The organism is Sphaerochaeta globosa str. Buddy (assembly GCF_000190435.1).
In the GTDB taxonomy this organism is placed as follows: Bacteria; Spirochaetota; Spirochaetia; order Sphaerochaetales; family Sphaerochaetaceae; genus Sphaerochaeta; species Sphaerochaeta globosa.
The window spans coordinates 551,403-576,683 of the sequence record NC_015152.1 but is presented as its reverse complement, the minus strand read 5'-3'; the positions used below and the strand labels follow the sequence as shown (position 1 = coordinate 576,683).

Below are 25,281 nucleotides of genomic sequence, written 5' to 3'. Positions count from 1 at the left end.
CCTTGTTACGCAATTGGCCGACCGATAAGCTCGGTCGGCCAAGGATCTCTTACTCAAGGTTAGAGACCGTATTCACCGTCGGTCTTCAACAACGCATCCACAGCCTTCACCTTCTCTTGTGCAAGAGCAGCAAGCTTTGTAGAGGTTCCCTTCGTGTTGATGGACTCGATGATCACTTCACCGATAAGGTCGCGGGCTTGGCCGACCGAGCTCATGAACGGACGATCATACGGAAAGCCGTTCTTGGCTGCATGGGCCTGGGTCTCCACCAAACCAGGGTTCATGATCTTTCTGACTTCAGCATCAGCCCAAGCGGAGTCGCGGGCCATGGTGATGTTGGTAAGCATGCCCTGCTTGGCAAGTTCCTTGCTGGTTGCCCAATCGAGGAACTGCTTTGCTGCACTCTTGTTCTGGGAAGCAGCGGACATTGCCATACCCCAGGAAACTACGATGAACGGACTGTCGCCCTTCGGACCTTTGGGCAGCTGTGCAATGCCGATGTCATCTGCAGGAATCTGGGTCTTGGTAGGATCGACAATCTGGCCGTAGAAGACCGATGCATCAGTCCACATGGCAAGTTTGCCGGCCTGGAAGACTGGCATGACATTCTCCCACGACATGCTCGTAACGCCCTGAGGACCATAGTTGCCCAAAAGTCTGCCATAGAAGCGGATGGCTTCAAGGGCTTCGGGACTGTCAAATACAGCCTTGCCGCCGTCAAGATACCTGCCTCCATAGTTGTAGACATAGCTGGAGAGCTGGGTAACAGCTGCAGCACCCTTTCCACGGGAAGCAAAACCTGCAACACCATCCTTGTTCAAAGCTTTTGCAGCAGCTTCAAGTTCGGTGAAATTGGTAGGAACGGTAAGTCCTGCTTTCTTGAAGAGGTCCTTGCGATAATACAGCACCTGCCATTCGGTCACGAGCGGTACGATGAAGGCCGTGCCATTCTTTCTTCCGATATCAACCGAGTTGGCTGGATAGTCGGCAAAATCATAGCTGTTTAAACCCTCATACCAACCGTTCTTGATGAACATCAGCCCTTCCTGCAAGGGGCGGGTCATGAATACGTCGACAGTCGAGCTCTTGGTTGCAAACTCAGTGGTGAGCTTGTTGGTCAGCTGGCTTTCCTGCAGACTTTCATAGTTTACCTTGATGCCGGTCTTTGCTTCGAACTCGGGAATCTTGGTCTTGAGCAGCTCGCCATAGGGATGGTTTGCCAAAAGAACACGAATTTCCTGTTTCGGTGCCGCTTCAGCAGCTCCCTGTGCAAAGAGGGGATACGCCAAGCAGAATACCAGTGCCATGACAACCAGTACATTTCTTTTCTTCATAATTACACTACACTCCTTTTATTTTGTTCAACCTTTTGCATAGTATACCCCGTTTTTTCCAGAAGTGAAGCGATAAATGAATATTTATTTCTGATTGCCTGAATATTTTTTTCATACTATACTTATCTACAAGGGGACACCAATGCAAGAAGTCAGCGCCATCTATACCATACGCACAAAGTATGCAATGCTCAGTGCCAAAGAAAAGAAAATTGCCGACTTCATCCTCGAACATCCAAAGGATTCCGTGAACCCCAGCATTGAGGAACTCGCTGATCGAATCGGCATCAGTGAATCGACGATGGTCCGCTTTGCCCGCAAACTCGGCTACAGTGGGTATCAGCGCTTTCGAATCGCACTTGCCCGCGAGACCATTCCCTCCAGCGAACAACTGTTCGAGACAGAAGTCTCAGAAGGACAGGATGCAGCGGACATGGTCTTTGCCAATGCAAGGAAAAACCTGGAAGAGACCTACGCCAAGCTTGACCGGCAAGTCCTCAAGGAGGCGGCCAAGCGGTTTGCCGGCTCACATGCTCTCTATTTGATGGGCTTGGGCGGGTCGAACATTTTGGCTCAGGATGCCTACCACAAACTCATCAGGACCGGGCTGAATTGCCAATATGCCTCGGAATTCCATATGCAGCTCATGCTTGCAAGCCAGGCAACCGAAGGCGATGTCGCCCTTCTCGTCTCCCACACGGGTGCGGGACACGACACACTTGCCTTGGCCGAGGAGCTTCGCAATAATGGCTGTTTTTTGATTGTGCTGACCAGCAACACCCGTTCCCCCTTGTCCAAGCTGGGAAATTTGGTACTCAGTGTCAGCAATCCAACCTCATCAGTGGTTGCAGAATCTTTTTCCGCAAGAATTACCAGCCTCGTACTCATCGATGTCCTGTATGTGGAAGTCCTTGAGCAAATCGGAGAGCCTGGGGTAGAAAGTTTGAATAAAATGAGAAGTGTCATCGCTAAACGACGCATCTAAGAGGAGAATCATTATGAAAGCGACAATCGGCCTCATCGGCCTCGCAGTAATGGGAGAGAACCTGGTACTCAATCTTGAGAGTAAGGGATTCAGCGTTGCAGTATACAATCGGAGCATCGACAAAGTAGATTCCTTTATCGCAGGGCGTGCTAAGGATAAGCAGATCATCGGCACCCACAGCCTCCGCCAGCTTGTCGATTCAGTTGCATCCCCCCGCAAGATAATGATGATGGTAAAGGCGGGCCAAGCGGTGGATGACACCATTGAAGCCCTGCTGCCCCTTTTGGACAAGGGCGATATCATCATTGATGGAGGCAACTCCAACTATGAGGACAGCCAAAGAAGAATGGCTTATGTAGAGAACCAAGGACTTCTGTATATCGGAACCGGTGTCTCCGGTGGAGAGGAGGGGGCATTGAAGGGCCCTTCCATCATGCCCGGTGGTTCAGCCCAGGCTTGGGAGCAGGTAAAGCCGATCCTGCAAAGTATTTCAGCTCATGTGGACGGAACTCCTTGCTGTGACTGGATAGGAAGCGGCGGAGCCGGCCACTTTGTCAAGATGGTGCACAACGGCATCGAGTATGGGGACATGCAGCTCATCGGTGAGGTGTATGATCTCATGAGACGACTGCTCAAGCTCTCCAATGACGAAATGCAAGCTGTCTTTGAAGAGTGGAACAAGGGCGAGCTTGATTCGTATCTGATAGAAATCACCGCTGACATTCTCGGCTACCGTGAGGAGGATGGATCGGCACTGGTAGACAAGATTTTGGACACCGCAGGACAGAAGGGAACCGGAAAATGGACTGGTATCAGCGCCCTGCATGCTGGGGTTCCCCTCACCCTGATCGTAGAATCAGTCTTTGCCCGAAGTGTCTCCAGCCAAAAGGAAGAGCGCATTGCAGCAAGCAAGGTCTTTGGTTTCAAGCCCTCTGTGCCGGTTGCTGATAAAGAGGCCTTCGTCGAGACCCTGCGCGCTGCACTGTATGCAGCAAAAATAATCAGCTATGCCCAAGGCTTCTCCCTGATCAAGACGGTTGGGGAAGAGAACAAATGGGACTTGAATCTGGGTGGTATCGCGCTTCTGTGGAGGGGTGGTTGCATTATCCGTTCAGCGTTCCTGGACAAAATCAGCCAAGCCTTCATTACCGATCCTGCACTGAAGAATCTTGTTCTTGACCCGCATTTCGCCAAAATTCTGACCAAAGCGCAGCAGAGCCTAAGGGAAGTGGTAGCCGCTGCCGCCTTGAACGGCATTCCCACCCCCTCGCTTGGGGCTGCTCTCTCCTGGTTTGACAGTTATCGTACTGAGAATCTCCCGGCCAATCTTTTGCAGGCACAACGAGACTACTTCGGAGCCCACACGTATGAACGGGTTGACCACAATCGCGGAGAATTCTTTCATACCAATTGGACCGGCCGCGGTGGCAATACCGCATCTACAACGTACAGCATCTAACCTGAGGAGGTTTGTATGGCTCAGCTTTCACTCATGCCAAAAGAGCATGCCCATCTCGATCTGCTCTCTCTCGGTGCTCTGGTGGTCCGCTTGGACCCGGGCATCATCCCCTTTGAATACGCTTCACAGCTCGACCTGCACGTTAGCGGCGGTGAGTTCAATGTAGCGGCAAACCTCAGCAGGGCTTTTGGTCAGCGTACAGCCATCGCCAGCGCCATGGTCGACTACCCTATCGGCTTGAAAATTGAAGCCGAAGTACGGAAAATGGGCGTTTCTGGCTTCTACAAGCGCTTTACTCATGACGGGGTGCGTGGTCCGAACATGGCCCACGTCTATAGCGATCGCGGCCAAGGGCTCAGAGCCCCGGTAGTATTCTATAATCGGGCCAATGAGGCGGCAGCCTTGCTGGATGAAAAGAGTTTCGACTGGGATGCACTGCTCGGCGGTGGAGTCCGTTGGTTTCACAGCGGGGGAATTTTCTCCGCTCTTTCCCCTTCCACACCGGCTTTGATCATCAAGGCGATGCAACAAGCCAAGAAGCAGGGAGCTGTGGTTTCCTTTGACCTGAACTATCGCGAGAAGCTTTGGAAATCGCTTTCCGACAAACCCCAGGAACATGCACAGAAGGTGCTTTCTTCCATCGTCGAGCATGTCGATGTCCTCATTGGAAACGAGGAAGACCTTCAGCTTGGTTTGGGTCTGAAGGGACCGGAGGTGGTGAAAGCCGACAAGCTCGACCCATCCTCCTTCTACGGTATGATGGAGTCGGTACAGAAACGGTTTCCTTCGATCAAGGCAGTCGCCACAACGATGCGTGAGGTGCAGTCGACCAATCGCCATCGCTGGAGTGCCGTGCTCTATCTGGATGGGAAAGGCTATCAGGCACCGACCTGTGAGTTGGATGTCTATGACCGCGTCGGTGGCGGCGATGGATTTGCCAGCGGCCTGATCTATGGACTTTTGGACGGTAGGGACCCTGAGCAGGCACTCAGACTTGGTTGGGCTCATGGAGCACTTCTGACCAGTTATCCCGGGGACACCACCATGGCAACCCTCTCCCAGGTCGAAGCACTCGCCCAAGGCGGCAGTGCCCGTATTCAGAGGTAAATGATGCAAGCATTGGTGTTGACCGACTATAAGAACCTTCAGATGCAGGAAGTACCAAAACCTACCTTGCTATCCCCTACCCAGGTGCTGGTACGCATCAAGGCCGCCTCGATTTGCGGCAGCGATGTCCACGGTTATGACGGATCGACCGGAAGGCGCAGACCTCCCATAACTATGGGGCACGAAGGAAGCGGTATCATCGAAGAGGCGGGGTCGCTGGTAACCAATTTCAAGGTCGGTGATCGGGTAACCTTCGACTCGACCATCTACTGCGGGACCTGTTCATTCTGCAAGCAAGGCTTGTTCAACCTGTGCGACAATCGCAGGGTGCTGGGAGTAAGTTGTGCCGATTACCATCAGGATGGCATTTTTGCAGAGTATGCTCTCATTGAGGAACGGGTTCTTTTCCACCTACCCGAAGGACTCTCCTTTGAGGAAGCTGCCATGGCCGAGCCTGCAGGGGTTGCCGCTCATGCCATCAGCCTGGCAAGTCCCAAGCTTGGAGAGGATGTGGCGGTGGTGGGCGCCGGCTTGATCGGACTCTTGGTAATCAAGCTTCTCAGGACCATGACAAGCGGAACCATCATCGCCATTGAGATGGATGAACAACGAAGAGAGAAAGCGCTTCAGATAGGTTCTGACGTTGTCCTCGATCCCCGCGACCCTGAATTGATTGCAAAAATTAGAGCCCTTACCAAGGGTGAAATGCTGCCGCTCGTCTATGAGGCGGTCGGGGCAAGCAGCCCGATCAATACGGCTATTTCGCTGGTACGCAAAGGCGGGACGGTAGTTTTGGTAGGAAATATCACCCCAACCATAGAGCTGCCGCTGCAAAGTGTGGTCACCAGGCAGATCAGGTTGCAGGGCTCTTGTGCCATCAACGGGGAGTATCCGGCAGTTCTGAAAATGATGGCTGACAAAAAACTGGATGTTACCGACCTGATCAGCAAAGTCGCTCCCCTGAATGAGGGAAAAATCTGGTTTGACAAACTCTATAACCGAGAGGATAACCTACTTAAGGTTGTTCTGGTTCCCTGACACAAGAAACACTAAGAAAGAGGCTTGCAGTGAGTACGATACGCTATGCTTTGATAGGATATGGAAAAGTGGCAAAAGTCCATGCCAAGGCCCTCAAGGATGCCAAGGATAGTCTGCTTGTCGCCGTTTGGGGGCGCGATGCGAGCAAGGCACAAGCCTTTGCTACTGAGTTCGGCATTCTTGCTTATACTGATATGAAGGTGATGGTCAAAGAGGCCAAAGTGGATGCGGTGATCATCACCACCCCCCATCCACTGCACAAAGAACATGCCACTGCAGCATTGAAAGCAGGGGCCCATGTATTGGTGGAAAAGCCGATGGCCCTGACCGTCAGTGATTGCGATGCAATGATTGAAACGGCTAAGGAAGAGAAGAAACTACTGTCGGTGATAAGCCAGAGACGGTGGTATCCAGCAACCTTGCGCATCCACAAGGCCATCGAAGAAGGGAAACTAGGCGTTCCGATGCTCGGCCAGGTCACCATGCTTGGATGGAGGGACGAGGAGTACTACAAGAGTGACCCGTGGAGGGGCAGCTGGAGTCTCGAAGGTGGTGGGGTGTTGATAAACCAGGCCCCTCATCAGCTGGATCTGCTGCATTGGTTCCTTGGTCCGGTAAAGGAAGTGTATGCCCAATGGGAGAACATCAACCATCCCTATATTGAAGTTGAGGATAGCGCAGTGGCCGTTGTCAGATTTGAAAGCGGTGCCATGGCCTCCATTCTGGTCTCCAACTCCCAAAAGCCCGGCATCCATGCCAAGGTCCATGTCCATGGTTCTTCTGCCTATTCGGTAGGAGTGCAGACAGACGGAGGGGCGATGTTCATTGCAGGACGCAGCGGTATCCTTGAGCCGCCGGTAAACGACCTGTGGACGATTGAGGGCGAGCAGCAGAACCTGAGCCGCTACAAGGAAGAGGACACGGCATTCTTTGCATCCATCGATGCGATTGTCTACTTCTTTTCCCGCCAACAGGAACATTTCACCCAAGCAATCCTTGGCAACGAAGTTCTGATCAGCTCGGGTGAGGAAGGAAGAGAGACGGTAAAACTCATCGAGGGTATGTACCGCAGCCAGAAAGAGGGAAAGCCAATCCGCTATTGACCAAGGAACCCATGAGGGAAGTTTTTCTCCTGGAACATCAGCTCATACCTGGTGCTTCTTCCACCACTTTCGGATTGTTTGAGGACACCTTTATTAATCAGATCTTTGATGTCCCGCATCGCGGTATCATGACTGCAATGCGTGAGTTTAGCCCACTTCTGCGTAGTCAAGGATCCATAAAAATCGGTAGTCAACCTCTCTAGCATGGAACATTGACGTTCATTGAAAGACAACCTTTCAAACATATGTTTGACTTGCAGGGTTCGTTTGCAAGTCTCTACCACTCGCTCTTGAGCCTCTCGTATTTGTCCAAGATACCAGCGTATCCAGTTGGTGCAATCAAGATTCCCCTGTTGTGCTTGACGAAGCTGTTCATAGTACTCGCTCTGATGCTTCTTAAGTTGCGTTGATAGGCTGAACAATACCTGGTTGCTATCATGATGCTGATTCAGTACGTAGTCTCCTATGGTTCTCGCCAATCTCCCATTCCCATCCTCGAATGGATGGATGGTGAGGAACCAAAGATGTGCTATAGAACTACGAATTGAATCAGGGATGGCACTTGGCGCATTGATCCATGTCAAGAATGTCTCCATATGCTGATGCACAACTTCAGCAGGAGGTGCTTCAAACAGAACTTCTTCATTCTTAAAAGATCCAGAAACCACAGCTATTGATTCGGTCCTGTATGCCCCCGCATGAATAATGAAAGGCCCACTCAGATTTTGTGGGAATAATGTCCGATGCCAAGAGAAGATCCTTTGATGTGTCAGCGGCAGAGAACTTTTTAAGGCATCCAATAAGGTTTCAACCACACCTTCTATATGGGGACCTGAAAGGTGCATCGATGCATTGGGAACCTGCAACCTGCGGCAGAGTGAAGAATAAATTTTCAGTTGTTCGAGAACTTCGCCTTCAATTTCATGTGAATGATAGATTTCATCCGTGAATATTCGCGCTTCCAACTCCCTGATTTCCGAAATTCCCAGTTGGGCAAGCAACGTCTCCACCGTACCTTGCGCATGAGAAACCTCATCGATACATGTAAGCAGAGAAGAAGCATCATAGGTGAATTGAGGCCAGTCTGGATGCTGCCAAATATAACTACTCATGGTAGCATCATAGCCTGTGTGCGTAGAATAAGCAACCTAATCTACGCACAATTGTCGCATTTCTTGCGTAGATTAGACTCTCTATTCTACGCAAACGTGATATACCCAGATACAGAGATGCAAAATCCTCAGTCTGAAGCTCTGTCTTGTTTCAGCAGATGATACAGTGTTGCAGCCAACGGGACGCCGAAAAGAACTCCTGGAATTCCGAACAGTCCAGCACCGAGAATAACTGAGGCAAAGACCCAGACTCCCGGCAGGCCTACCGAGCTACCCACAACACGGGGATAGATGAGGTTGCCTTCCAATTGCTGTAGGATAACCAAAAAGAGCAGAAAAAAGAGGGCAAGACGCAGGCTTTGCCCGAAAATCAGCACAAAGCCGATCGCCCCTCCGAGATAGGCTCCCACCAAGGGGATGAGAGCGGTCATGCCTACTACCGAACCAACGGTAAGGGCATAGGGAAATCGAAAAAGCAGCATTCCCAAGGTGCACAGTGATCCCAAAATGATGGCTTCAAGGAACTGACCGGTAAAAAACTTGGAGAAGGTTTTGTTTGCTACCTGCATCGTGGAAAACAGCTTTTGATAGTGTTGCTCCGGCATGAATCGTTTGGCCAGATAGCCAAGTTGGCGTACCAGCCGATGCTTGCCGAAGAGCAGGTACAAACTGAAAATCAAAGCAACCACGCTGGTTGCAATCCCACTGATGGCTCCCCCCAACAGCGAGAAGGTATAGTCGGCAAGCTTCGGTGAGGATGCCTTGAACTCCTCAATGGCGGTATTCACATAGGTCTCTACCATTGCAAAGCCTTGTGCAAGCTCAGGCCTGCGGCTCACAAACTGCTCTAGTGAATCTGCACTTTCTTCATAGAGTACAGGCAGGTTGCTGCTGAACTGCCTGATGGCAAAGCCAAGTTGGGGGATCAGCAGAACCAACACTCCTGCTATGATAAGGAGAAAGAGACACAGTGAAATGAGGGTGGCAAGAGAACGGGCAACCATCGGGCTCTTGATGCGCTTACGAAAACGAACCTCCAGCTTTTTGGCGGGAATATCGACCAGATAGGCAATTATCAAACCAAGGAGCAGAGGTTTGAACAAGCTGAACACAAAAGAGCAAGTGTTCATGACCGTTGAAAAGTAGACGACCACCAAGGCCAATACGGCTCCAATAACCAATAACTGCAGTATTTTTTGATAGGTATTCCTTTGCATCACGTGCTCCCTTAAGCGTTGAGTATTGCACACAGACTCACGCTTTGCAAATCATAAGGCAATGAGAAATGCCATGCATATCCAGACAAATATCCCTCCACATTGCTGCCCGAAGAACACTCGCTCTGACTCTTGTCCCGTGTTATTATCCAGACAATTTTCAAGCACGAAGGAATTTTGCGTGGTATACTGGCCCGTAACAAAAGGAGATTGTTGCTATGAAAAAAATGTGTTCAATTCTCTGTGTCTTGCTCGTTGCAGGCTCTATGCTTTTTGCAGCAGGCGCTGCAGAACAGCCGAAAGCAGGGGATGCAGGCCTTTCGGGAAAACTGGTGATTTACACCTCGATGTATGACGATGTCATTGAAGCTATTGATGAAACCCTCGAAGAGGTATTCCCAACTGTTGATATTGAATTCTTCTATGGTGGAACCGGTACCCTTCAGGCCAAGATTGCAGCAGAATTCGCAGCTGGCAAACTCGGATGTGACATGCTTATGGTCGCCGATCCCTCCTACGCTCTTGAACTAAAAAAAATGGGAGTGCTTCAGCCGATCATGATCAACAACGCAGCCGATCTGGCATTCGATTATGATAAGGAAGGGTATTGGTATCCTGTACGTATCAGCAACATGGTACTGGCCTACAATCCCGCTAAGTTTGCCAAGACCGATATCCCCAACTCTTTCTATGACTTTGCCAATGACAAGCGTGTTGAAGGCATGGTCAGTATGTCCAACCCCTTGACCAGCGGCACCGCCCTGGACACCATCAGCGCCCTGAAGGACAAATATGGCTACGAATACTTCACCGCCCTTGGCAACCAGAAAGTAAAGATTGAGAGCGGCTCGGTCGCCCTGACCAAGCTTGAGACAGGCGAATGCAAAGTCATCATGATTCTTGAGGAATCGGTTCTGCAGAAGCGTGAGATGGACAAGTCCAAGATTGAGGTAATCTACCCCACCGATGGAACCATCGTTGTTCCCTCACCGATCATGTCGATCAACGACCAATGGAGTCCCAGCAAGAACAGTGCTGCCGCCAAGGCTGTCACCGAGTGGTTCATGAGTGATGAAGGACAGGCCAACATCGTCAAGGCTTGGATGCACTCTGTTTCCGCCAAGTACCCCACTCCTCCCTATGATGCCATTCCGACCAAGGAAATCCTGAAGAACACCATTCCCGTCGACTGGCAGGCAACCCTTACCTTGCGCGAAGAACTTCGCACCAAGTTCCAGGAAGCTGTAGCCAAGAAATAAGTACCTCAACATCTTGAGGCGGGAGTCTTCTTAAGAGGGCTTCCGCTTTCTTGTTCAAAGGAGCTCTCACTATGCAATCGCTCAAAATCCGTGCCCCTCAGCAAGTAGGGAAACACCGATGGTTTCTTGACCCAAAGTGGATTATCATTCTGGGCATTGTCGGATTCCTTCTGGTCTTTCAGGTTTTCCCCCTTCTCTATCTGGTATTCCGTGCCTTCTTTTCGACGGGAAAGTTCTCTCTTGAGGCCTTCAAGCGCGTATATACCTATCCCTTGAACTGGTCGGCTTTGACCAATACAATCGTCGCTGCGACCTTTTCCATGGTCTTCGGCGTCCTGATAGCCTTCCCCTTGGCTTGGTTGGTAGGTCGGACGAACCTGTATGGAAAGAAATTCTTCCGCACCCTGTTTGTCGCCACCTATATGGTTCCCCCGTATGTCGGAGCCATGGCTTGGATGCGGCTGCTTAACCCCACCGTCGGTTCCATGAACATGTTTTTCATGAAGATTTTTAATCTGGGATCGGCACCTTTTAATATCTATACGATGGGTGGCCTGATCTGGGTACTCACCGGATTCTATTACCCCTATGCCTTCATCACCATCAGCCGGGCGATGGAGAAAATGGATCCCTCCTTGGAGGAGGCCTCGCGAATCAGCGGGGCGAGCCCGCTCACTACACTGCGTACCATCACCCTTCCGATGATGCTGCCCTCCATCGTGGCAGCAGCCCTTTTAGTTTTCGTGGCAGCCGGCTCGTGCTACGGCATCCCCTCGATCATCGGAGTACCGGGCCAGATTCATACGGTTACCACAAGAATCATTGACTTCGTCTATATTGGCAGTCAGGAAGGGCTCACCGATGCCACAACCCTGGCAGTCTTCTTGATGATCATCGCCAACGTAGTGCTCTATCTGTCCACGTTCTCGATCGGTAAGAAGCAATACATCACCGTCAGCGGCAAATCGACCAGACCCAACATCGTTGACCTGGGCAGGTGGAGAATCCTCATTACTGCCGTGGTGGTGATCTTTGCTCTGGTGGTAGTCATCATTCCCTTTGTGACCGTAGCCCTTTCCAGCATTACGGTGAACTTGGGTGAGTCGGTATTCTCCGAAGGCAATATCACATTCAGGTATTGGGAACGTATCTTCACCCGCAAGTCAATTCTCAATTCGACGAAGAACAGCTTGATTACCGCTGTGATGGCTGCCACCTTCGGACTGCTGATCTCCTGTATGATGGCCTACCTGTTGGTACGTACCAACGTCAAAGGAAAGAAGCTTCCCGACTTCATGATTACTGTGGGAAGTGGGACTCCATCCGTCGTCATTGCGCTCGGCTTGATCATGACAATGAGCGGCAAGTTCGGCATCAACATCTACAATACGCTGACCATCATGGTAATCGCCTACATGATCAAGTATATGATGATGGGTATGCGAACGGTGGTGAGTGCGTTGACGCAGATCAGCCCATCCTTGGAGGAGGCATCCCAGATATCGGGAGCCTCGTGGCTGAAAAGCATGAAGAATGTCACCCTGCCCCTCATTGCTCCCGCTCTGGTTGCAGGTTGGTTCTTGATCTTCATGCCCTGCTTCTACGAACTGACCATGTCCACCTTGCTCTACTCAACCAATACCAAGACGCTTGGGTATGAGCTGTATACGTATCAGACCTACCATAACCAGCAGACTGCCTCAGCCTTGGCGACTGCGATCCTGTTCATCGTCTTCGGGATCAACTGGTTGTTGAACAAGCTCACCGACGGTGAATTCTCAATCTAAACGAGGTGCATGATGTCTAGAATTGTAATCAAGGATGTGAAGAAAGCCTTTGGAGAGGTAGTTGTCCTCTCCTCCTTCAATGCAGAGTTCGCCGATGGTGAGTTTGTCACACTCCTCGGTCCCTCCGGTTGCGGCAAGACCACGATGCTGAGAATGCTTGCAGGATTCGAGAAACCCACCGAAGGGGAGATATTCATCGGTGATAGGGAGGTAAGTTCAACCAAAGACTTTGTTCCTCCTGAACGTAGAGATATCGGGATGGTGTTTCAGTCCTATGCCGTTTGGCCGCATATGACGGTGTTTGAAAATGTCGCCTACCCGCTGAAGATGAAGAAAATGCACAAAGATGGAATAAAGAAGCTGGTGGAAGAGGTACTGGAAACTGTTCACCTATCCCAGTATGCCCAGCGCATTCCCAGCCAGCTCTCCGGAGGCCAGCAGCAGCGAGTAGCCCTCGCCCGAGCTCTGGTGGCAAAACCGCAGTTGCTGCTGCTCGATGAACCGCTGTCCAACCTCGATGCGAAGCTGCGCGACTCGATGCGCTTCGAGATCAAGGATATCCAGAGGCAGCTTGGTATCACCGTCGTGTATGTCACCCACGACCAGATGGAGGCAATGACGATGAGCGACCGTGTCATTGTCATCAACAAGGGCGTAATCCAGCAAATCGGGAAGCCTACCGATATCTACCGTCACCCCGCCAACCAGTTCGTCGCAGACTTCGTGGGAAAAATCAACTTCCTGGAAGCTACCAGCAAGGACAAGGTGCTAACCTTCAAGAAATCGGGTCATCAACTGCCGTATGAAGGAAAGCTGACAGGGGATGTCGTGGTAGGCATCAGACCGGAGAATGTGCGTTTTGTTTCAATGAAAGGTGATTTCGAAGGGAAACTTATCAGCAAGTTCTACCTTGGGGATGTGAATGACTGCCGCCTCGATCTGGGTGGAGAGGTGATCAGGGTGATTGCAGAACCAACGAGCTTTGATTCATCCAACGTAGGAGAGACTTTTCTGCTGCGCGTTGATGAATATTCTGTATTCAAGGACGATGGCGACGATTCGTATTCCAAGATTCTCACGTAAGAGGACCATACTATGGCACAAGAATTGAGAATTATCACAACCGGGGGCACCTTTGACAAGCAGTACGATGCGATCAGCGGGGAACTCACGTTTCGTGAGTCCCAGCTCCCTCGTATTCTGGGCCAGTCACGCTGTACGCTCACCGTCCACCTGGAAGGGCCGCTTGCGGTGGACAGCCTCTATATGACAGAGGAGCAGCGTCATGAAATTGCCAGGACGTGTTTGCATAGTGCCGAGGACAGAATCATCGTCGTACACGGCACCGATACCATGTGCAATACTGCAAAGGTGATAGCAGAAACCCTAGGCAAGGAGAACACCAAGACTGTGGTGCTTACCGGCGCCATGATTCCCTACTCATTGGAGGGATCTGACGCCATCTTCAACCTAGGGACTGCCATCGCTTCGGTCCAGTTGCTTCCAAGCGGAGTCTACCTGACCATGAGTGGAAGAATCTTCAGCTGGGACAACTGCCGAAAGAACAAGGAAAAGGGAATATTTGAGACCCTTACCTAGGTAAAGGTCTTTGACAGGAGTGTTTGATCGCGACCTGCTGCTTCTTGTCAGCAGAAAGGATCAGGCTGCTCATCACCTCAACCACATGGCGGGCAAGAACACCGCTGGCGCGATTGTCTGAGCCTTCTACAATCGATTGGGCAATATCGGCCACACCCAAGCCTCGGGAGTTTTCGGCATAGTCGAAGAGCAGGGGAATCTCCTTCCACTCCTTGGTTCCTTTCCTGCAAAACAGGATGGGACCGCCGAAGGTATTGGGATCGGGAACCTGCAGAGACCCCTCGGTACCGTAGATTTCCAAGCGGGGCATGCTGTGATGCCAGATATCGAAGCTGGTTACCAGTGTGGCAACAGCTCCCGACTCAAAATGCAAGGCTCCTGCAATGTGGGTGGCAACCTCAACGTCGATGACTTCTCCCTTCTTGGGCTCACTGGTGACGGTCCTCGTCTCAAAGCTCTTCTGGGCATACCCGGTCACCGAGTCAACAGGCCCCAGCAGATTCACCATGGCAGTGATGTAGTAGGGACCCATATCGAACAAGGGACCGCCACCTACCTGATAGTAGAAGGCCGGGTCCGGATGCCAGCTCTCATGGCCGTGGTTCATCATAAAGGCAGAAGCGGCTACAGGCCTGCCGATCCACCCGTCATCGATGAGCTTGCGACACGTCTGGATTCCCGCACCAAGGAAGGTATCGGGAGCACACCCAAGACGCAGTTGCTTTTTCTGAGCCAGCTCAACCAGAGCTGAGGCCTGTTCAACATTCAGAGAGAGGGGCTTCTCCACGTAGACGTGCTTACCCGCCTCCAAGGCTTGCTTGCACAGTGCAAAATGACTTTGCGGCGTTGTGAGATTGAGCACCAGGTCGATCGCAGGGTCCCCTAGCAGAGCCTCTACATCGGCGTACTGCTTGACTTTATACTGCTCGGCTACGCTAGCTGAACGTTCACTGAGCAGGTCGACCACCCCGACCAGCTCGACTTTGTGGGAAAACACCTTGGTCAGGTTCTCCAAGTAGATTCCGCTTATCTTTCCAAGCCCTATGATTCCAACTTTGAGTTTATCCATATCAGAACATCTTCCTTTCACTGGCGAATCGGTCGATCGTCAATCCTTGCTGTAGGGCAATCTGTTTCCCTTCGGCTGCCCACAGAAGGCCCCGCTTCATCAGATCCCAAGCCTCAGGTATGTCAAAGATATCATCGTGGTGTCCCAGTGAGTTGTAGAAAACCCTTCCATGTCCCCACTTCTTTGTCCATACGACCGGCATCTCAACCTGGCCATTGGTACTGTGGTACCAATCGACAGTGGGAAACGTCGTAGTGGCAAGTACTTCCACCACGGGATCGACATGTAAATAGTACTGTTCACTGACCACATCGAAGTCCTTGATATCCTGTATCAGTTCACTGCTGCCCTGCTTGATATGTACCTTGTACGGAACTCCATCGGCACCCGGGTGGGCAACCCAATTGCCGCCCATGATGAACTGCCACAATACATTGGTACGGAATGCATCACACATTCCCCCATGGCAACCGGCCACCCCCACTCCGCTCCCGATTGCATCGGCTAGATGGTTCGTCAGCTTGGAGTGCAGTTCGCCCATGGTCCAGATGGGAATGAACAGGTCGAGGCTGAACAAGTACTCCCGGTCCTGGAGAATGTCGAGCGAGCGTTCGACTCGTACCTCAAATCCCGCTTCTGCAAGAAACGTGGAAAAACGCTTTGCAACCAACTCCGGTTGATGGCCATCCCAGCCACCAACCAACAAAAGAGCTTTTTTCTCTGCCATGCTGACTCCTTACTCCAATTCCGTATAGTGCAAGAATGCAAAATCAGCGCTCTTTCCAAAGCCTGTCATATCCTGGCAGGAGAGCGTGAAGAATGCACCGGTAAAAGCCGTATTGTCCAATCGGTCATCGCTGATACGCAGTGCATCACTATCCTGACCGTATTGAATGTACTGTTTGCCATCCAAGGAATAGAAAAACCTGACAATCCCATAGTCGGTCTCAACGCGCAGGTACAGCGAGGTAGCGTCCCCGACTACAACCGGCTCAAACGGTTCATCGTGCTTGCCGTTGTCGCAACTGAGCAGACAAATCACCTTCCCCAGCACTTCATCATGGCTGAAACGGAGGTAGTAATACTGACGGGTTCCGTAGTAGTAGGAAAGGCCGGCCATATGTTTGTACCAGGATGGATCGAAATCGACCTTGGTGGTAACGGTACATTTGAAAGCCTGCTGCCTGCGTCCCACTGATGCCTGGGTAAAGGTGGAATTGGGGCTCTCCTTGCCGTAAAGGCGAAGGTATCCCTTGCGTGCTTTCAGTGAAAGAACATCCTCTCCGAGAGGCATACGCAGCGTCTGGAAATCGACAGGCAACCGGGGGCCATCGAACGTGTAGTGAATATCCACAAGACCTGCGGGCATTGCATCAAACGGGGACTCAAAGAAAGTTCGTGGAGCATTGCCGCCGCCTTTGATCCTCGGCCACAAATCCTCATCGAAGACAATATTCTGGATGGAAGTCTCCCGCCCAAGCATACAGTGCTTATCCACCGGGCGGCCACAGAGATGGACCATCGCCCACTCACCGTTTTGCATCTGCACCAAGTCAGCATGACCGGCCTTCTGGATCGGAAGGTCGGGTCTATCCCTGCTGGTGACCAAAGGATTGCCCGGCATCTCCTCATAGGGACCATCAATGGATATTGAGCGGGCAACCGACTCTGCATGATTGTAGAAGGTTCCCCCTTCGGCTACCAGCAGATAGTAGTATTTGCCGATGTGGTAGAGATGGGGTCCTTCAGTCCAACCCAGTTCAGTTCCTTTGAAAATAAGCTTGGGTTCACCGGCGCAGCAGCCCATTTTCATGTCGAACTCTTCCAGCACGATGCCGGCAAACCGGCTGTGGCCCTTTCGGAAATCGGTGGTCATGGTAACCACATACTTGCGTCCGTCATCGTCGTGGAAGAGCGAGGGATCGAAACCATAGCTATTGAGATAGATCGGCTCGCTCCATGGTCCGGTGATGGAAGCAGCGGTAACCAAGTAGTTGTGGGTATCCTTGAAGTGATCCTTGGTATGCACGATGGTATACAGCAGGTAAAAGGTTCCCTTGTCGTAGGTAAGACAGGGGGCCCACACTCCGGTGGAGTCGAGACAACCACGCATGTCGAGCTGGCTCACCCGATCAAGCGGCCGGGTAAGGAGCGTCCAGTTCACCAAGTCCTTGCTGTGGTGAATCTGCACCCCTGGAAACCACTCGAAGGTCGAGGTGGCGATATAATAGTCATCCCCAACCCGAAGGATGGAAGGATCGGGATTGAAACCTTTGAGAATTGGATTTGCTACGAGCGTCATGGGATCTCCTCTTAACCTTTCAAGGCACCCTGGGTAAGGCCGTTGATAACCTTGTCCTGTGCCACGAAGTAGAATATTAGTACTGGAAGTGAACCTACCAGAATGGCAGTAAGCACTGCGGGGATGTTGATCGTCTGGAAGCCGTAGAAGTCACGGATACCAAGCGAAAGCGTCTTCTTCGAACGAGTGTCGATCATGACCAGGGCATAAACGAATTCGTTCCACATGGTCAGGAAGGTGTAGACACCCACGGTGGAGACAGCAGGACCGGAGAGAGGCATCACAATCTTGCGATAAATCAAAAAGAGCGAGCCACCATCAATCTTGGCAGCCTCATCAAGTTCCTTGGGCATCTCCTTGAAGAACTGGGTCATGATAAACACCGAAACGGGAATATTGAACGAGATGTAGGGCCCGATAAGGGCGAAGAGCGTATCGTACACCCCAATGTTGATACTGAGCGAATAAATGGGGATCAAGGTGGTATGGATGGGAATCATCATACCGGCAACAACGAGAAAGAATATGCCCTTTGTGACTTTGAACGAGAATTTGGCAAACACAAAAGCCATCAGAGAGGATACAAGAATTACCAAGGTAACACCACTGGCACTGACAATCAGGCTGTTGATGAAGTATCTCAAAAATGTCGGAGCAAAAACCAACTTGTAATTTCCGAGGAAGAGTTTCTTCGGGGGCTGCCAGATATTCATCATGTACTCTGGAAGGCTCTTGAAACTGTTGAATACCAAGAAAAGCAACGGGAAACCGGTAAGAATGAGGACCACAATGCAAAAGAGATAGATACCGGCTTTGAACAATTTGTCGCTAGCATGTTCTTTTTTCATATCAATGAGCCTCCCTCACCCTGGTGATATAGAGGAAGATACAAGCAAAGAGGAAGCAGATGATGAACATCAAGCCTGCAATGGCAGAGGCATAACCCATCCCAAATTCCACGAATCCTTTCTTGTACATATACGTTGCCATGAGTTCAGTGGCACCACTGGGTCCGCCACCTGTCATGATGTAGACCAAATCAAAATATTTAAGAGAACCTACCATCGACATGACCGCACTGGTACGCAGTGTAGGGACCATCAGAGGCAACGTAATCTTCCAGAAAACTTGCCAGCGATTTGCCCCGTCGATAGTGGCAGCTTCATACAGTTCGGTGGAGATGTTGGTCAGACCGGCCTTCAGGATGATCATGTAGAAGGGGATGAACTGCCAGCAGATGACAAACAGCACCGAAGGCATGGCAGTACGGACATCGGCAAGGAAGCCGATGATGTAGTTGCCGAGTCCGATCTGGTTCATGACATATGCCAGGATGCCGAACATCGGATCAAAGAAGAGCTGCCACATAATGCCGGTGGCAACCGTGGAGAAAAGCATAGGCAGGAAAAAGATAGTGCGGAAGAACCGTGTTCCCTTGATGGTGCTGTTCAATGCGAGGGCGAGCAGCAGTGCCAAGGGAAGCTGGATGACAATCGAGGTGATCATCAATATCAGGTTGTTTTTTACCGCAACACCCATCATGGGATCCTTGAAGAGCTTGAGGTAGTTCGCAAACCCGACAAATCCGGAATTTTGGCTGATACCGGTCCAGTCCAACGTGGAAAACTGGAAGGTCATGACAATACCGTAGAGATTATAAATACCATAAAACAGGAGACCCGGCAGCAAGGCTGCCACAACAAAGAGAATCTCCTTATGGTCGATCGCTCGGCGTTTCGTTGGAACCATACTTACATTCCTTATGATGAAGAGCGGGAGGCTGTAGAACAGCCTCCCTTATAGAGAGATTCCAATGCTTATTTCTTGGCAGGACCCAAAACTTCAACAGCCTTTGCTTCCACCAGCTTTGCAGCCTGGGCGGGAGTCATGGTCAAACCAAACAAGGCCTGAGTCGTATCCTTATGCACTTCTGCGAGGGCAGGAGGCATGTACTGATCGTAGAAGTTCTGCATAACCTTTGCACCCATGAGCACATCATACTGCTGCTGAATGAGAGGATCCTTGATCTCGATGCCCTTGACACCGGAAATCATGCGTGACCCATTGATCATGTCCTGACCATAGGCAAGGTCGGAAAGAACTACGAGCAGATCAAAGGCTTCCTTCGGGTACTTGGTGCCACCATAGACATGGATGACATTTCCGCCACCAACGATCTCGTCGGCAGAACCATTTGCACCTTCGATAACCGGGAACTTGAACAAGCCAAGATTATTCTTATAGAAGTCAGGAGCTTCATTGATACAGTTACCAAGCAGACCGTTGGTCTGGATGAGGTGTGCAGCTCTGGAGCTGTAGAACAACATTCTTGACCCGCCGGTATCATAGTTGATGCCGTTCATGCCTTCAGGATAGTAACCCTTGCGAACCCATTCCTGAATCTTCTCTCCGGCCTTGATGAAACTCTCGTCCTCGAAGGTCTTTCCATTTTCCCTATTGAAGGCATCGATGAAGACCTGTGCTCCACCGTAGCGCATCGAAAGGTAAATGAAGGTAATGGCGCCGGGCCACTTGCTGGCGTTACCCAAAGCGATGGGGATAATCCCATTGGCTTTCAGGACGTCACAGTTGTGCTCGAATTCAGCGAGGGTTGTGGGAGCCTTCAGACCGTACTTATCATACAGCTGGCGGTTGTAGTACACCGAGGAAGGTCCGCAGGTAATCGGAAGACCATAGACCTTGTCTCCGCTCATACTGATGGAGATACCGGGTTCAAGATAGTTTTTGGAAACACTCTTTACCTGTTCGGTAATATCAAGCACCTTACCGGCCTTGATGAACTCTTCCATCCAGCCACCACCCCAGGTGATGAACAAGTCGGGAGGATTTCCACCGCCCATAGCAGTCTTCAGCTTGGTTTTGTAGGGATCGTTCTCGATCGCCTGCTCAACCACTTTCACATTCGGGTTGGCCGCTTGATAGCGGGCAATAGCCGCTTCCATGGTTGCACGTCGGGAGACATCAACACCGATGTGCCACACATTCAGCGTGATCTGTTCAGCTTTGACAGCTGCTGTTGCTTCGGGAGCCCCTGCTGCAAACAGCAAGGACATTCCCACTACCAGGGCTAGTGCCAAGGTAATCATTTTCTTCATGCAGTAACCTCCTTTTAGGTAACGCATCACTTTGCATTGCAAGCCTCTCAAGCCTGCATCCTTTCATGTAACCAGTGTGGGGTCATTTGGGCCAGACAAGAATATCTAATATATGCATTACATATGTTTTATTGATATTTTAAGTAAAATCATCTACGAATAATCAAATACATTACAATAAATATTTGTTTATTAAACAATTAATAAAGAAAAACCACAAATCACAATAGTACATATGTATTATTGTGTTCATGGTTGAGATGCAAACCCCTATGTATGTCGTATTGACACTCGGTAACTACCTTCCCAAATACCCCCCGTCAACAGGAAGCATGATGCCGCATACATAGTCTGAGGCATCACTGGCAAGGTATATTGCAGCCCCTGCCATATCCTGGGGTTGCCCCCATCGTTTGGCGGGGATACGCTGACTTAATTCTGCAAACCGCTTCTCGTCTTCGACCAACGCTGTATTGATCGGCGTAGCCATGTAGCCGGGAGCAATGCAATTGACGTTGACGCCCAGAGAAGAGAGCTCATTGGACATGGTTTTGGTCAACTGCATGATTCCACCCTTTGCGGCACAATATGCTACTGTATAGACTCCGGCAGCTAGCGAGTTGACTGAGGCGGTATTGATGATTTTGCCCTTGCCGAGGGCGACCATCAGACGTGCCGCCCATTGGGCAAGATCGAATACAGAGGTAAGGTTGAGCTCAATGACCTTGTCCCAATCTTCCATGGGAAATTCGAGAACCGGGTGACGGATTTGAATTCCTGCATTATTGACCATGATATCGAGCTTTCCAGAAAGCCTCTCTTCAATGGCTGCCTTAAGCCTTGTACGGTCTGCCCTCTCCAGCAAATCTGCACACAGGCCTTCTGCAAGCAGTCCTTGTGCTCGCAGCTGTCCAGCTTTTTGGGATACCTCAGGGTTTACATCAACGAGGATGACAAAAGCCCCTGCCTGGGCAAGGCCCTCTGCCATACCCCATCCCAGCCCCTGATAGGAGCCGGTCACCACTGCATTTTTACCCGTCAAGTCAAATGGATTTCGTTTCATGCTACCCCTTCTTGCTTACCAGGGGATTCCACCCGTCGTTGATGAATTGGTCGATCGTACGGTTGCAACTGCCAAAGGTGATGAAATCCTCGGTTTGCATGCCATCCTCATCATAGGCCTTGCGGAATTCTGAAAGCTTCAGCAGCCGTCGGATAACAGCATCATCGACTGGTTTGTCGATCTCTGTCTCAAACGGTCCCTGAAGAGAGAGAAGCTCTTCCTGAATTTTCACCGAAATGGACATAATCATCCTCGCCCCGCTAAGTGCGGTGATGTGATTAGCACCTCTACAGCCCGCCGGCATGAGATAGGTCTCATAGCCACGCTGCGTAAAGAGTTGATACGCTTTCTTGATGCAGGCAGTTCCTGCCTGACGGATATCCGATTCCAGAACATCAGCTTGTTGGTCCTGGGCAACATCCCGAAGGTAGTCGTCCAGCCGTCCCACCATGAGGACTGCGATGGTAAGCGGAGCTTTCAAGCCCTTTTGGCGAGCGCGCTCAATACCACGCTTGGCGGCTTGGGCAACGCTAAGCACCTGCGGTACAGTAAAACTAACCGTAGCAGCCACATTGATGCCAAGTGCGGCACACTCTTCGTAAGCTTGAATGCCTGCTTTGGTTGCCGGCAGCTTGATCACCACATTGGGAAACCACGTTGCGTATTGCTTTGCCTGGGAAAGCATGTATGCATAATCGCCGCACTTGTTCGGATTGGTCTGTACGCATACATACCCGTAACCAGGAAGTCTTTGGAGATATAACTCAGAGAACGATTGAGCGTAATGGCCCGTGACTGCCTTAACCAAGCCAAGCACCTTCTCATCGCCGTAAAGCGACAAGACATCCTTGATTGCATCATTCCACTGTCCAGGCTGGCTGGACAGTGTTTGATTGACCAGAAACGGATTGGTGGTCATGCCTACCGCACCCCACGAAAGAGCACGTTGTTGTTCATCCTGATTGGCGGAATCATGCCACCATATTGAATCTGTTTCGTTTGCCAGCCACTGGAGGTAGTTCATCAAGGCTCCTTACTGTCCGATCTTCGTGCCGGACAGCTTGGCGTAGTAGCGGGCAAGGGCGCTGTGGTCGTCGCCTCCGAACCCGTCGCTGTGCAGCGTCTCCATCATCTCGCGCGCAAGTGAGGTCAGCGGGAGCGGGGATCCCACCCCGTGGCCGGTGTCCAATGCATTGGCGAGGTCCTTGATGTGCAGGTCGATCTTGAAGCCCGGCTTGAAGTTAGAGTCCATCATCATCGGGGCCTTGGCGTTCATCACCGTGCTGCCCGCAAGACCTCCCTTGATCGCATCGAACACAAGGTGCGGGTCCACCCCGGCCTTGCGCACCAGCGTGAAGGCCTCCGCCACCGCCGCTATGTTCAGCGCCACGATGATCTGGTTGGCCAGCTTGGTCGTGTTGCCCGCCCCGATCGGCCCGCAGTGCACCGCACTGGCCCCCATGACCAGCAGGATGTCCCTCACTTCCTCGAAGAGGCCCTTCTCCCCCCCGACCATGATCGCAAGGCTGCCGTCGATGGCCTTCGGCTCGCCGCCGCTTACCGGGGCGTCGAGCATGCGCACCTTTTTCTGTGCACAGGCCTTCTCGACCTCCTGGCTTGCAAGGGGGGCGATGGAGGACATGTCGATGAGGATCAGGCCCTCTCTTGCCCCCTCGAGCACCCCGCCCTCTCCCATGACCACGCTCTTTACGTGCGGGCTGTTGGGCAGCATCGTGATCAGAAGGGGCACCTGGCCCGCCACGTCGGCAGAACTCCTGCCCGCTGTCGCTCCGGCTGCAACCACATCGGCCACATTGGCCGCATTCACATCATAACAAACAATACTATGACCTGCCTTCAGCAGGTTCTTCGCCATGGGCTTGCCCATGATGCCAAGTCCGATGAATCCAATCTTCATAGTGTTTCTCCTTACTTGACGGCCAGAACGTCTCTGACTTTCTGCGCCACATCCTTGGGCTCCAAGCCGTAGTGCTTGAGCAGGATGTCATAGTTCTCGGCACTCGTACCGTAGCAGTCACCGACTCCAAGAATCTCCAGCGGCAGGCGGCTCTTTGACAGGGCGCTTGCAACGGTACTTCCAAGTCCGCCGATAATACTGTGCTCCTCAGCCGTCACCACAGCTTTCACACCGTCGCAGTAGCCTAAAAGAACATCCTTATCCAGCGGCTTGATCGTGCTGACATTGACTACCCTGACGCTGATCCCTTCCTTCTTCAGAAGTTCGGCAGCCGCCATCGACTGCTGCACCATGATACCGGTGGCGAACACCACCACGTCTTTTCCCTCAACGATTTGCGTCATCTTACCGATGTGATACTCGGCATTGGGATTGGTCACGATCGGCAGGTCGTTGCGATTGATACGGATGTACACAGGTCCCTTGCTTGCAACCATCGCCTTGACCATCTGCTCGGTCTCCACTGCATCACAGGGGGAGAGCACGGTCATGTGAGGAAGCACCTGCATCAGGGCGATATCGTCGATGCTCTGGTGGGTCTTGCCGTCGCCGTAGTCCGAGAGGCCCGCACTCGAGCCGCAGATTTTTACATTCAGGTTTGCGATGGTGATAGAGGAGCGGATCTGGTCGTAGGCACGACCGGAGGCGAACACTGCGAATGAGTTGATGAACGGGATCTTGCCCGTCAACGAAAGCCCAGCTGCCGTGCTTGCCATGTTCTGCTCGGCGATGCCCATCTGGAAATACCGCTCGGGGTATGCCGCGGCAAACAGACTGCTCATCGTCGAATTGCCCAGGTCGGCCTCCATCAATACGATATTCTTGTTATCCTTTCCCAGTTCGACCAAAGTCTCCCCGTAGGTCTTCCTCAAGCTGTCACTCGTTCTCATGCCTCTACCTCCCGCTTCATGGTCTCGATGCACTGCCATGCAATCTTGTACTCTTCATCGTTCATGGCAGCATTGTGGTATTTCGCCTTTCCTTCTGCGAAGGGGAAGCATTTTCCCTTGATCGTGTGGGCAAGGATTGCCGTCGGGCCGTCGGTGTAGGCTTTTGCTGCATCGAGGGCTTTCAGGATCTGGACCATGTCATGGCCGTCGATCTCGATGACGTTCCAGCCAAAGGACTTCCACTTCTCCACCAGATTGGCGATGGGGAAGATTTCGGCGGTGGTGCTGGTTGCCTGCACCCCGTTCCAGTCGATGATGGCGCACAGATTGCTCGCCTTATAGACGGAAGCGGCCATCACGGCCTCCCAGATCTGCCCCTCGGCAAGTTCTCCGTCTCCCAGGATTGCATAGACGCGGTTTTCGCTCTTGTCCAACCTGAGGCCGAGTGCCATGCCCAGTGATACGGACAAACCTTGACCGAGCGAGCCGGTAACGGCCTCGATTCCGGGGGTTCGGTCCATGTCCGGGTGTCCCTGCAGCATACCGTTGAAGGTTTTCACCTTACCCAGTTCACTGCGGTCGAAGTACCCCAGCTCTGCAAGGCAGGCGTATTGGACCAGCACCGCATGGCCCTTGCTCATGATTAGACGATCGCGGCCCGGATCCTTTGGATTGGTCCTACTGACTTTCATTGTGTGGAAGTACAGGGCCGCCATCACATCCGCTATCGAGCTGCTGCCACCAAGATGCCCCACTTTTCCCGGAGGTATCATCTCCAGGATATTGGCACGTACCTGAATCGCTTTGCGCTTCAGTTCCTTTACGATTTCTTGTGAATATTCCATGATTTTCTCCTACTCCTC

General features: G+C 51.7%; 23 protein-coding genes. 9 read left to right on the top strand and 14 right to left on the bottom strand.

Translation table 11 applies throughout. From position 1 onward, the window contains the following. Positions 1-59: 59 nt before the first annotated feature. Entirely contained in the window at positions 60-1,334 is a 1,275-nt protein-coding gene (locus SPIBUDDY_RS02670) for an ABC transporter substrate-binding protein (protein WP_013606222.1), read from the bottom strand. A gap of 142 nt (positions 1,335-1,476) precedes the next feature. Between SPIBUDDY_RS02670 and SPIBUDDY_RS02665 the strand changes: the two genes are divergently transcribed. The 5 genes from SPIBUDDY_RS02665 to SPIBUDDY_RS02645 are packed head-to-tail and all read left to right on the top strand — an operon-like array spanning position 1,477 to position 7,026. Beyond that, a complete protein-coding gene (locus tag SPIBUDDY_RS02665) occupies positions 1,477-2,319 on the top strand; it encodes a MurR/RpiR family transcriptional regulator (protein ID WP_013606221.1) in 843 nt (280 codons plus the stop codon). 13 nt (positions 2,320-2,332) lie between these two features. Further along, positions 2,333-3,778, top strand: a complete 1,446-nt coding sequence (gene gnd / locus SPIBUDDY_RS02660) for a decarboxylating NADP(+)-dependent phosphogluconate dehydrogenase (RefSeq protein ID WP_013606220.1) — start codon at positions 2,333-2,335, stop codon at positions 3,776-3,778. A gap of 15 nt (positions 3,779-3,793) precedes the next feature. Continuing rightward, positions 3,794-4,885 carry a sugar kinase gene (locus SPIBUDDY_RS02655; RefSeq protein WP_013606219.1) on the top strand — a complete coding sequence of 364 codons (1,092 nt, stop codon included), beginning with the start codon at positions 3,794-3,796 and terminating at the stop codon, positions 4,883-4,885. Next, entirely contained in the window at positions 4,886-5,923 is a 1,038-nt protein-coding gene (locus SPIBUDDY_RS02650; RefSeq protein ID WP_245523799.1) for a zinc-dependent alcohol dehydrogenase, read from the top strand. It begins immediately after the preceding gene. A 29-nt stretch (positions 5,924-5,952) separates the two neighbouring features. Next, the gene (locus tag SPIBUDDY_RS02645) at positions 5,953-7,026 is read left to right on the top strand and encodes a Gfo/Idh/MocA family protein (protein ID WP_013606217.1); all 1,074 of its coding nucleotides are present in this window, start codon (positions 5,953-5,955) and stop codon (positions 7,024-7,026) included. On the opposite strand, the gene SPIBUDDY_RS02640 is transcribed toward SPIBUDDY_RS02645, so the two are convergent. Further along, positions 7,020-8,138, bottom strand: a complete 1,119-nt coding sequence (locus tag SPIBUDDY_RS02640) for a Fic family protein (protein WP_013606216.1) — start codon at positions 8,136-8,138, stop codon at positions 7,020-7,022. The two genes, SPIBUDDY_RS02645 and SPIBUDDY_RS02640, sit on opposite strands and share 7 nt — an antisense overlap. A gap of 128 nt (positions 8,139-8,266) precedes the next feature. After that, on the bottom strand, positions 8,267-9,355 hold the full coding sequence (locus SPIBUDDY_RS02635) for an AI-2E family transporter (protein ID WP_013606215.1): 1,089 nt from the start codon (positions 9,353-9,355) through the stop codon (positions 8,267-8,269). A gap of 218 nt (positions 9,356-9,573) precedes the next feature. Here SPIBUDDY_RS02635 and SPIBUDDY_RS02630 point away from each other — a divergent pair, with 218 nt between their 5' ends. The 4 genes from SPIBUDDY_RS02630 to SPIBUDDY_RS02615 all read left to right on the top strand — a co-directional run bounded on the left by SPIBUDDY_RS02630 (position 9,574) and on the right by SPIBUDDY_RS02615 (position 14,000). Then, complete coding sequence (locus tag SPIBUDDY_RS02630) at positions 9,574-10,614, top strand: ABC transporter substrate-binding protein (protein ID WP_013606214.1); 1,041 nt, start codon at positions 9,574-9,576, stop codon at positions 10,612-10,614. A 71-nt stretch (positions 10,615-10,685) separates the two neighbouring features. Beyond that, positions 10,686-12,401: an ABC transporter permease gene (locus SPIBUDDY_RS02625; RefSeq protein ID WP_013606213.1), complete on the top strand. Its 1,716-nt coding sequence runs from the start codon at positions 10,686-10,688 to the stop codon at positions 12,399-12,401. A 12-nt stretch (positions 12,402-12,413) separates the two neighbouring features. Further along, positions 12,414-13,484 (top strand): ABC transporter ATP-binding protein, encoded by a 1,071-nt coding sequence (locus SPIBUDDY_RS02620; RefSeq protein WP_013606212.1) that lies wholly within the window; start codon positions 12,414-12,416, stop codon positions 13,482-13,484. 12 nt (positions 13,485-13,496) lie between these two features. Next, positions 13,497-14,000, top strand: a complete 504-nt coding sequence (locus tag SPIBUDDY_RS02615; RefSeq protein ID WP_013606211.1) for an asparaginase domain-containing protein — start codon at positions 13,497-13,499, stop codon at positions 13,998-14,000. Here the strand turns inward: SPIBUDDY_RS02615 and SPIBUDDY_RS02610 are convergent. The 11 genes from SPIBUDDY_RS02610 to SPIBUDDY_RS02560 all read right to left on the bottom strand — a co-directional run bounded on the left by SPIBUDDY_RS02610 (position 13,993) and on the right by SPIBUDDY_RS02560 (position 25,263). After that, positions 13,993-15,069 carry a Gfo/Idh/MocA family protein gene (locus SPIBUDDY_RS02610; protein WP_013606210.1) on the bottom strand — a complete coding sequence of 359 codons (1,077 nt, stop codon included), beginning with the start codon at positions 15,067-15,069 and terminating at the stop codon, positions 13,993-13,995. The two genes, SPIBUDDY_RS02615 and SPIBUDDY_RS02610, sit on opposite strands and share 8 nt — an antisense overlap. Before the next feature lies 1 nt (position 15,070). Next, positions 15,071-15,796, bottom strand: a complete 726-nt coding sequence (locus SPIBUDDY_RS02605) for a ThuA domain-containing protein (RefSeq protein ID WP_013606209.1) — start codon at positions 15,794-15,796, stop codon at positions 15,071-15,073. Positions 15,797-15,805: 9 nt separating this feature from the next. Beyond that, complete coding sequence (locus SPIBUDDY_RS02600) at positions 15,806-17,371, bottom strand: glycoside hydrolase family 43 protein (protein WP_013606208.1); 1,566 nt, start codon at positions 17,369-17,371, stop codon at positions 15,806-15,808. 11 nt (positions 17,372-17,382) lie between these two features. Further along, positions 17,383-18,219: a carbohydrate ABC transporter permease gene (locus SPIBUDDY_RS02595; RefSeq protein ID WP_013606207.1), complete on the bottom strand. Its 837-nt coding sequence runs from the start codon at positions 18,217-18,219 to the stop codon at positions 17,383-17,385. A gap of 1 nt (position 18,220) precedes the next feature. Next, positions 18,221-19,120 (bottom strand): carbohydrate ABC transporter permease, encoded by a 900-nt coding sequence (locus SPIBUDDY_RS02590; protein ID WP_013606206.1) that lies wholly within the window; start codon positions 19,118-19,120, stop codon positions 18,221-18,223. Positions 19,121-19,188: 68 nt separating this feature from the next. Further along, positions 19,189-20,487, bottom strand: a complete 1,299-nt coding sequence (locus SPIBUDDY_RS02585; protein WP_013606205.1) for an extracellular solute-binding protein — start codon at positions 20,485-20,487, stop codon at positions 19,189-19,191. 298 nt (positions 20,488-20,785) lie between these two features. Further along, a complete protein-coding gene (locus SPIBUDDY_RS02580; protein WP_013606204.1) occupies positions 20,786-21,550 on the bottom strand; it encodes an SDR family oxidoreductase in 765 nt (254 codons plus the stop codon). Position 21,551: 1 nt separating this feature from the next. Further along, on the bottom strand, positions 21,552-22,574 hold the full coding sequence (locus SPIBUDDY_RS02575) for a transaldolase family protein (RefSeq protein ID WP_013606203.1): 1,023 nt from the start codon (positions 22,572-22,574) through the stop codon (positions 21,552-21,554). A gap of 9 nt (positions 22,575-22,583) precedes the next feature. Next, a complete protein-coding gene (gene garR / locus SPIBUDDY_RS02570; protein ID WP_013606202.1) occupies positions 22,584-23,468 on the bottom strand; it encodes a 2-hydroxy-3-oxopropionate reductase in 885 nt (294 codons plus the stop codon). Between the two features lie 11 nt (positions 23,469-23,479). Continuing rightward, a complete protein-coding gene (locus SPIBUDDY_RS02565) occupies positions 23,480-24,418 on the bottom strand; it encodes a transketolase family protein (protein WP_013606201.1) in 939 nt (312 codons plus the stop codon). Beyond that, positions 24,415-25,263, bottom strand: coding sequence for a transketolase (locus SPIBUDDY_RS02560; RefSeq protein ID WP_013606200.1), 849 nt, complete (start codon positions 25,261-25,263; stop codon positions 24,415-24,417). Before SPIBUDDY_RS02560 ends, SPIBUDDY_RS02565 begins: the two co-directional genes overlap by 4 nt. Between the last annotated feature and the right edge of the window lie 18 nt (positions 25,264-25,281).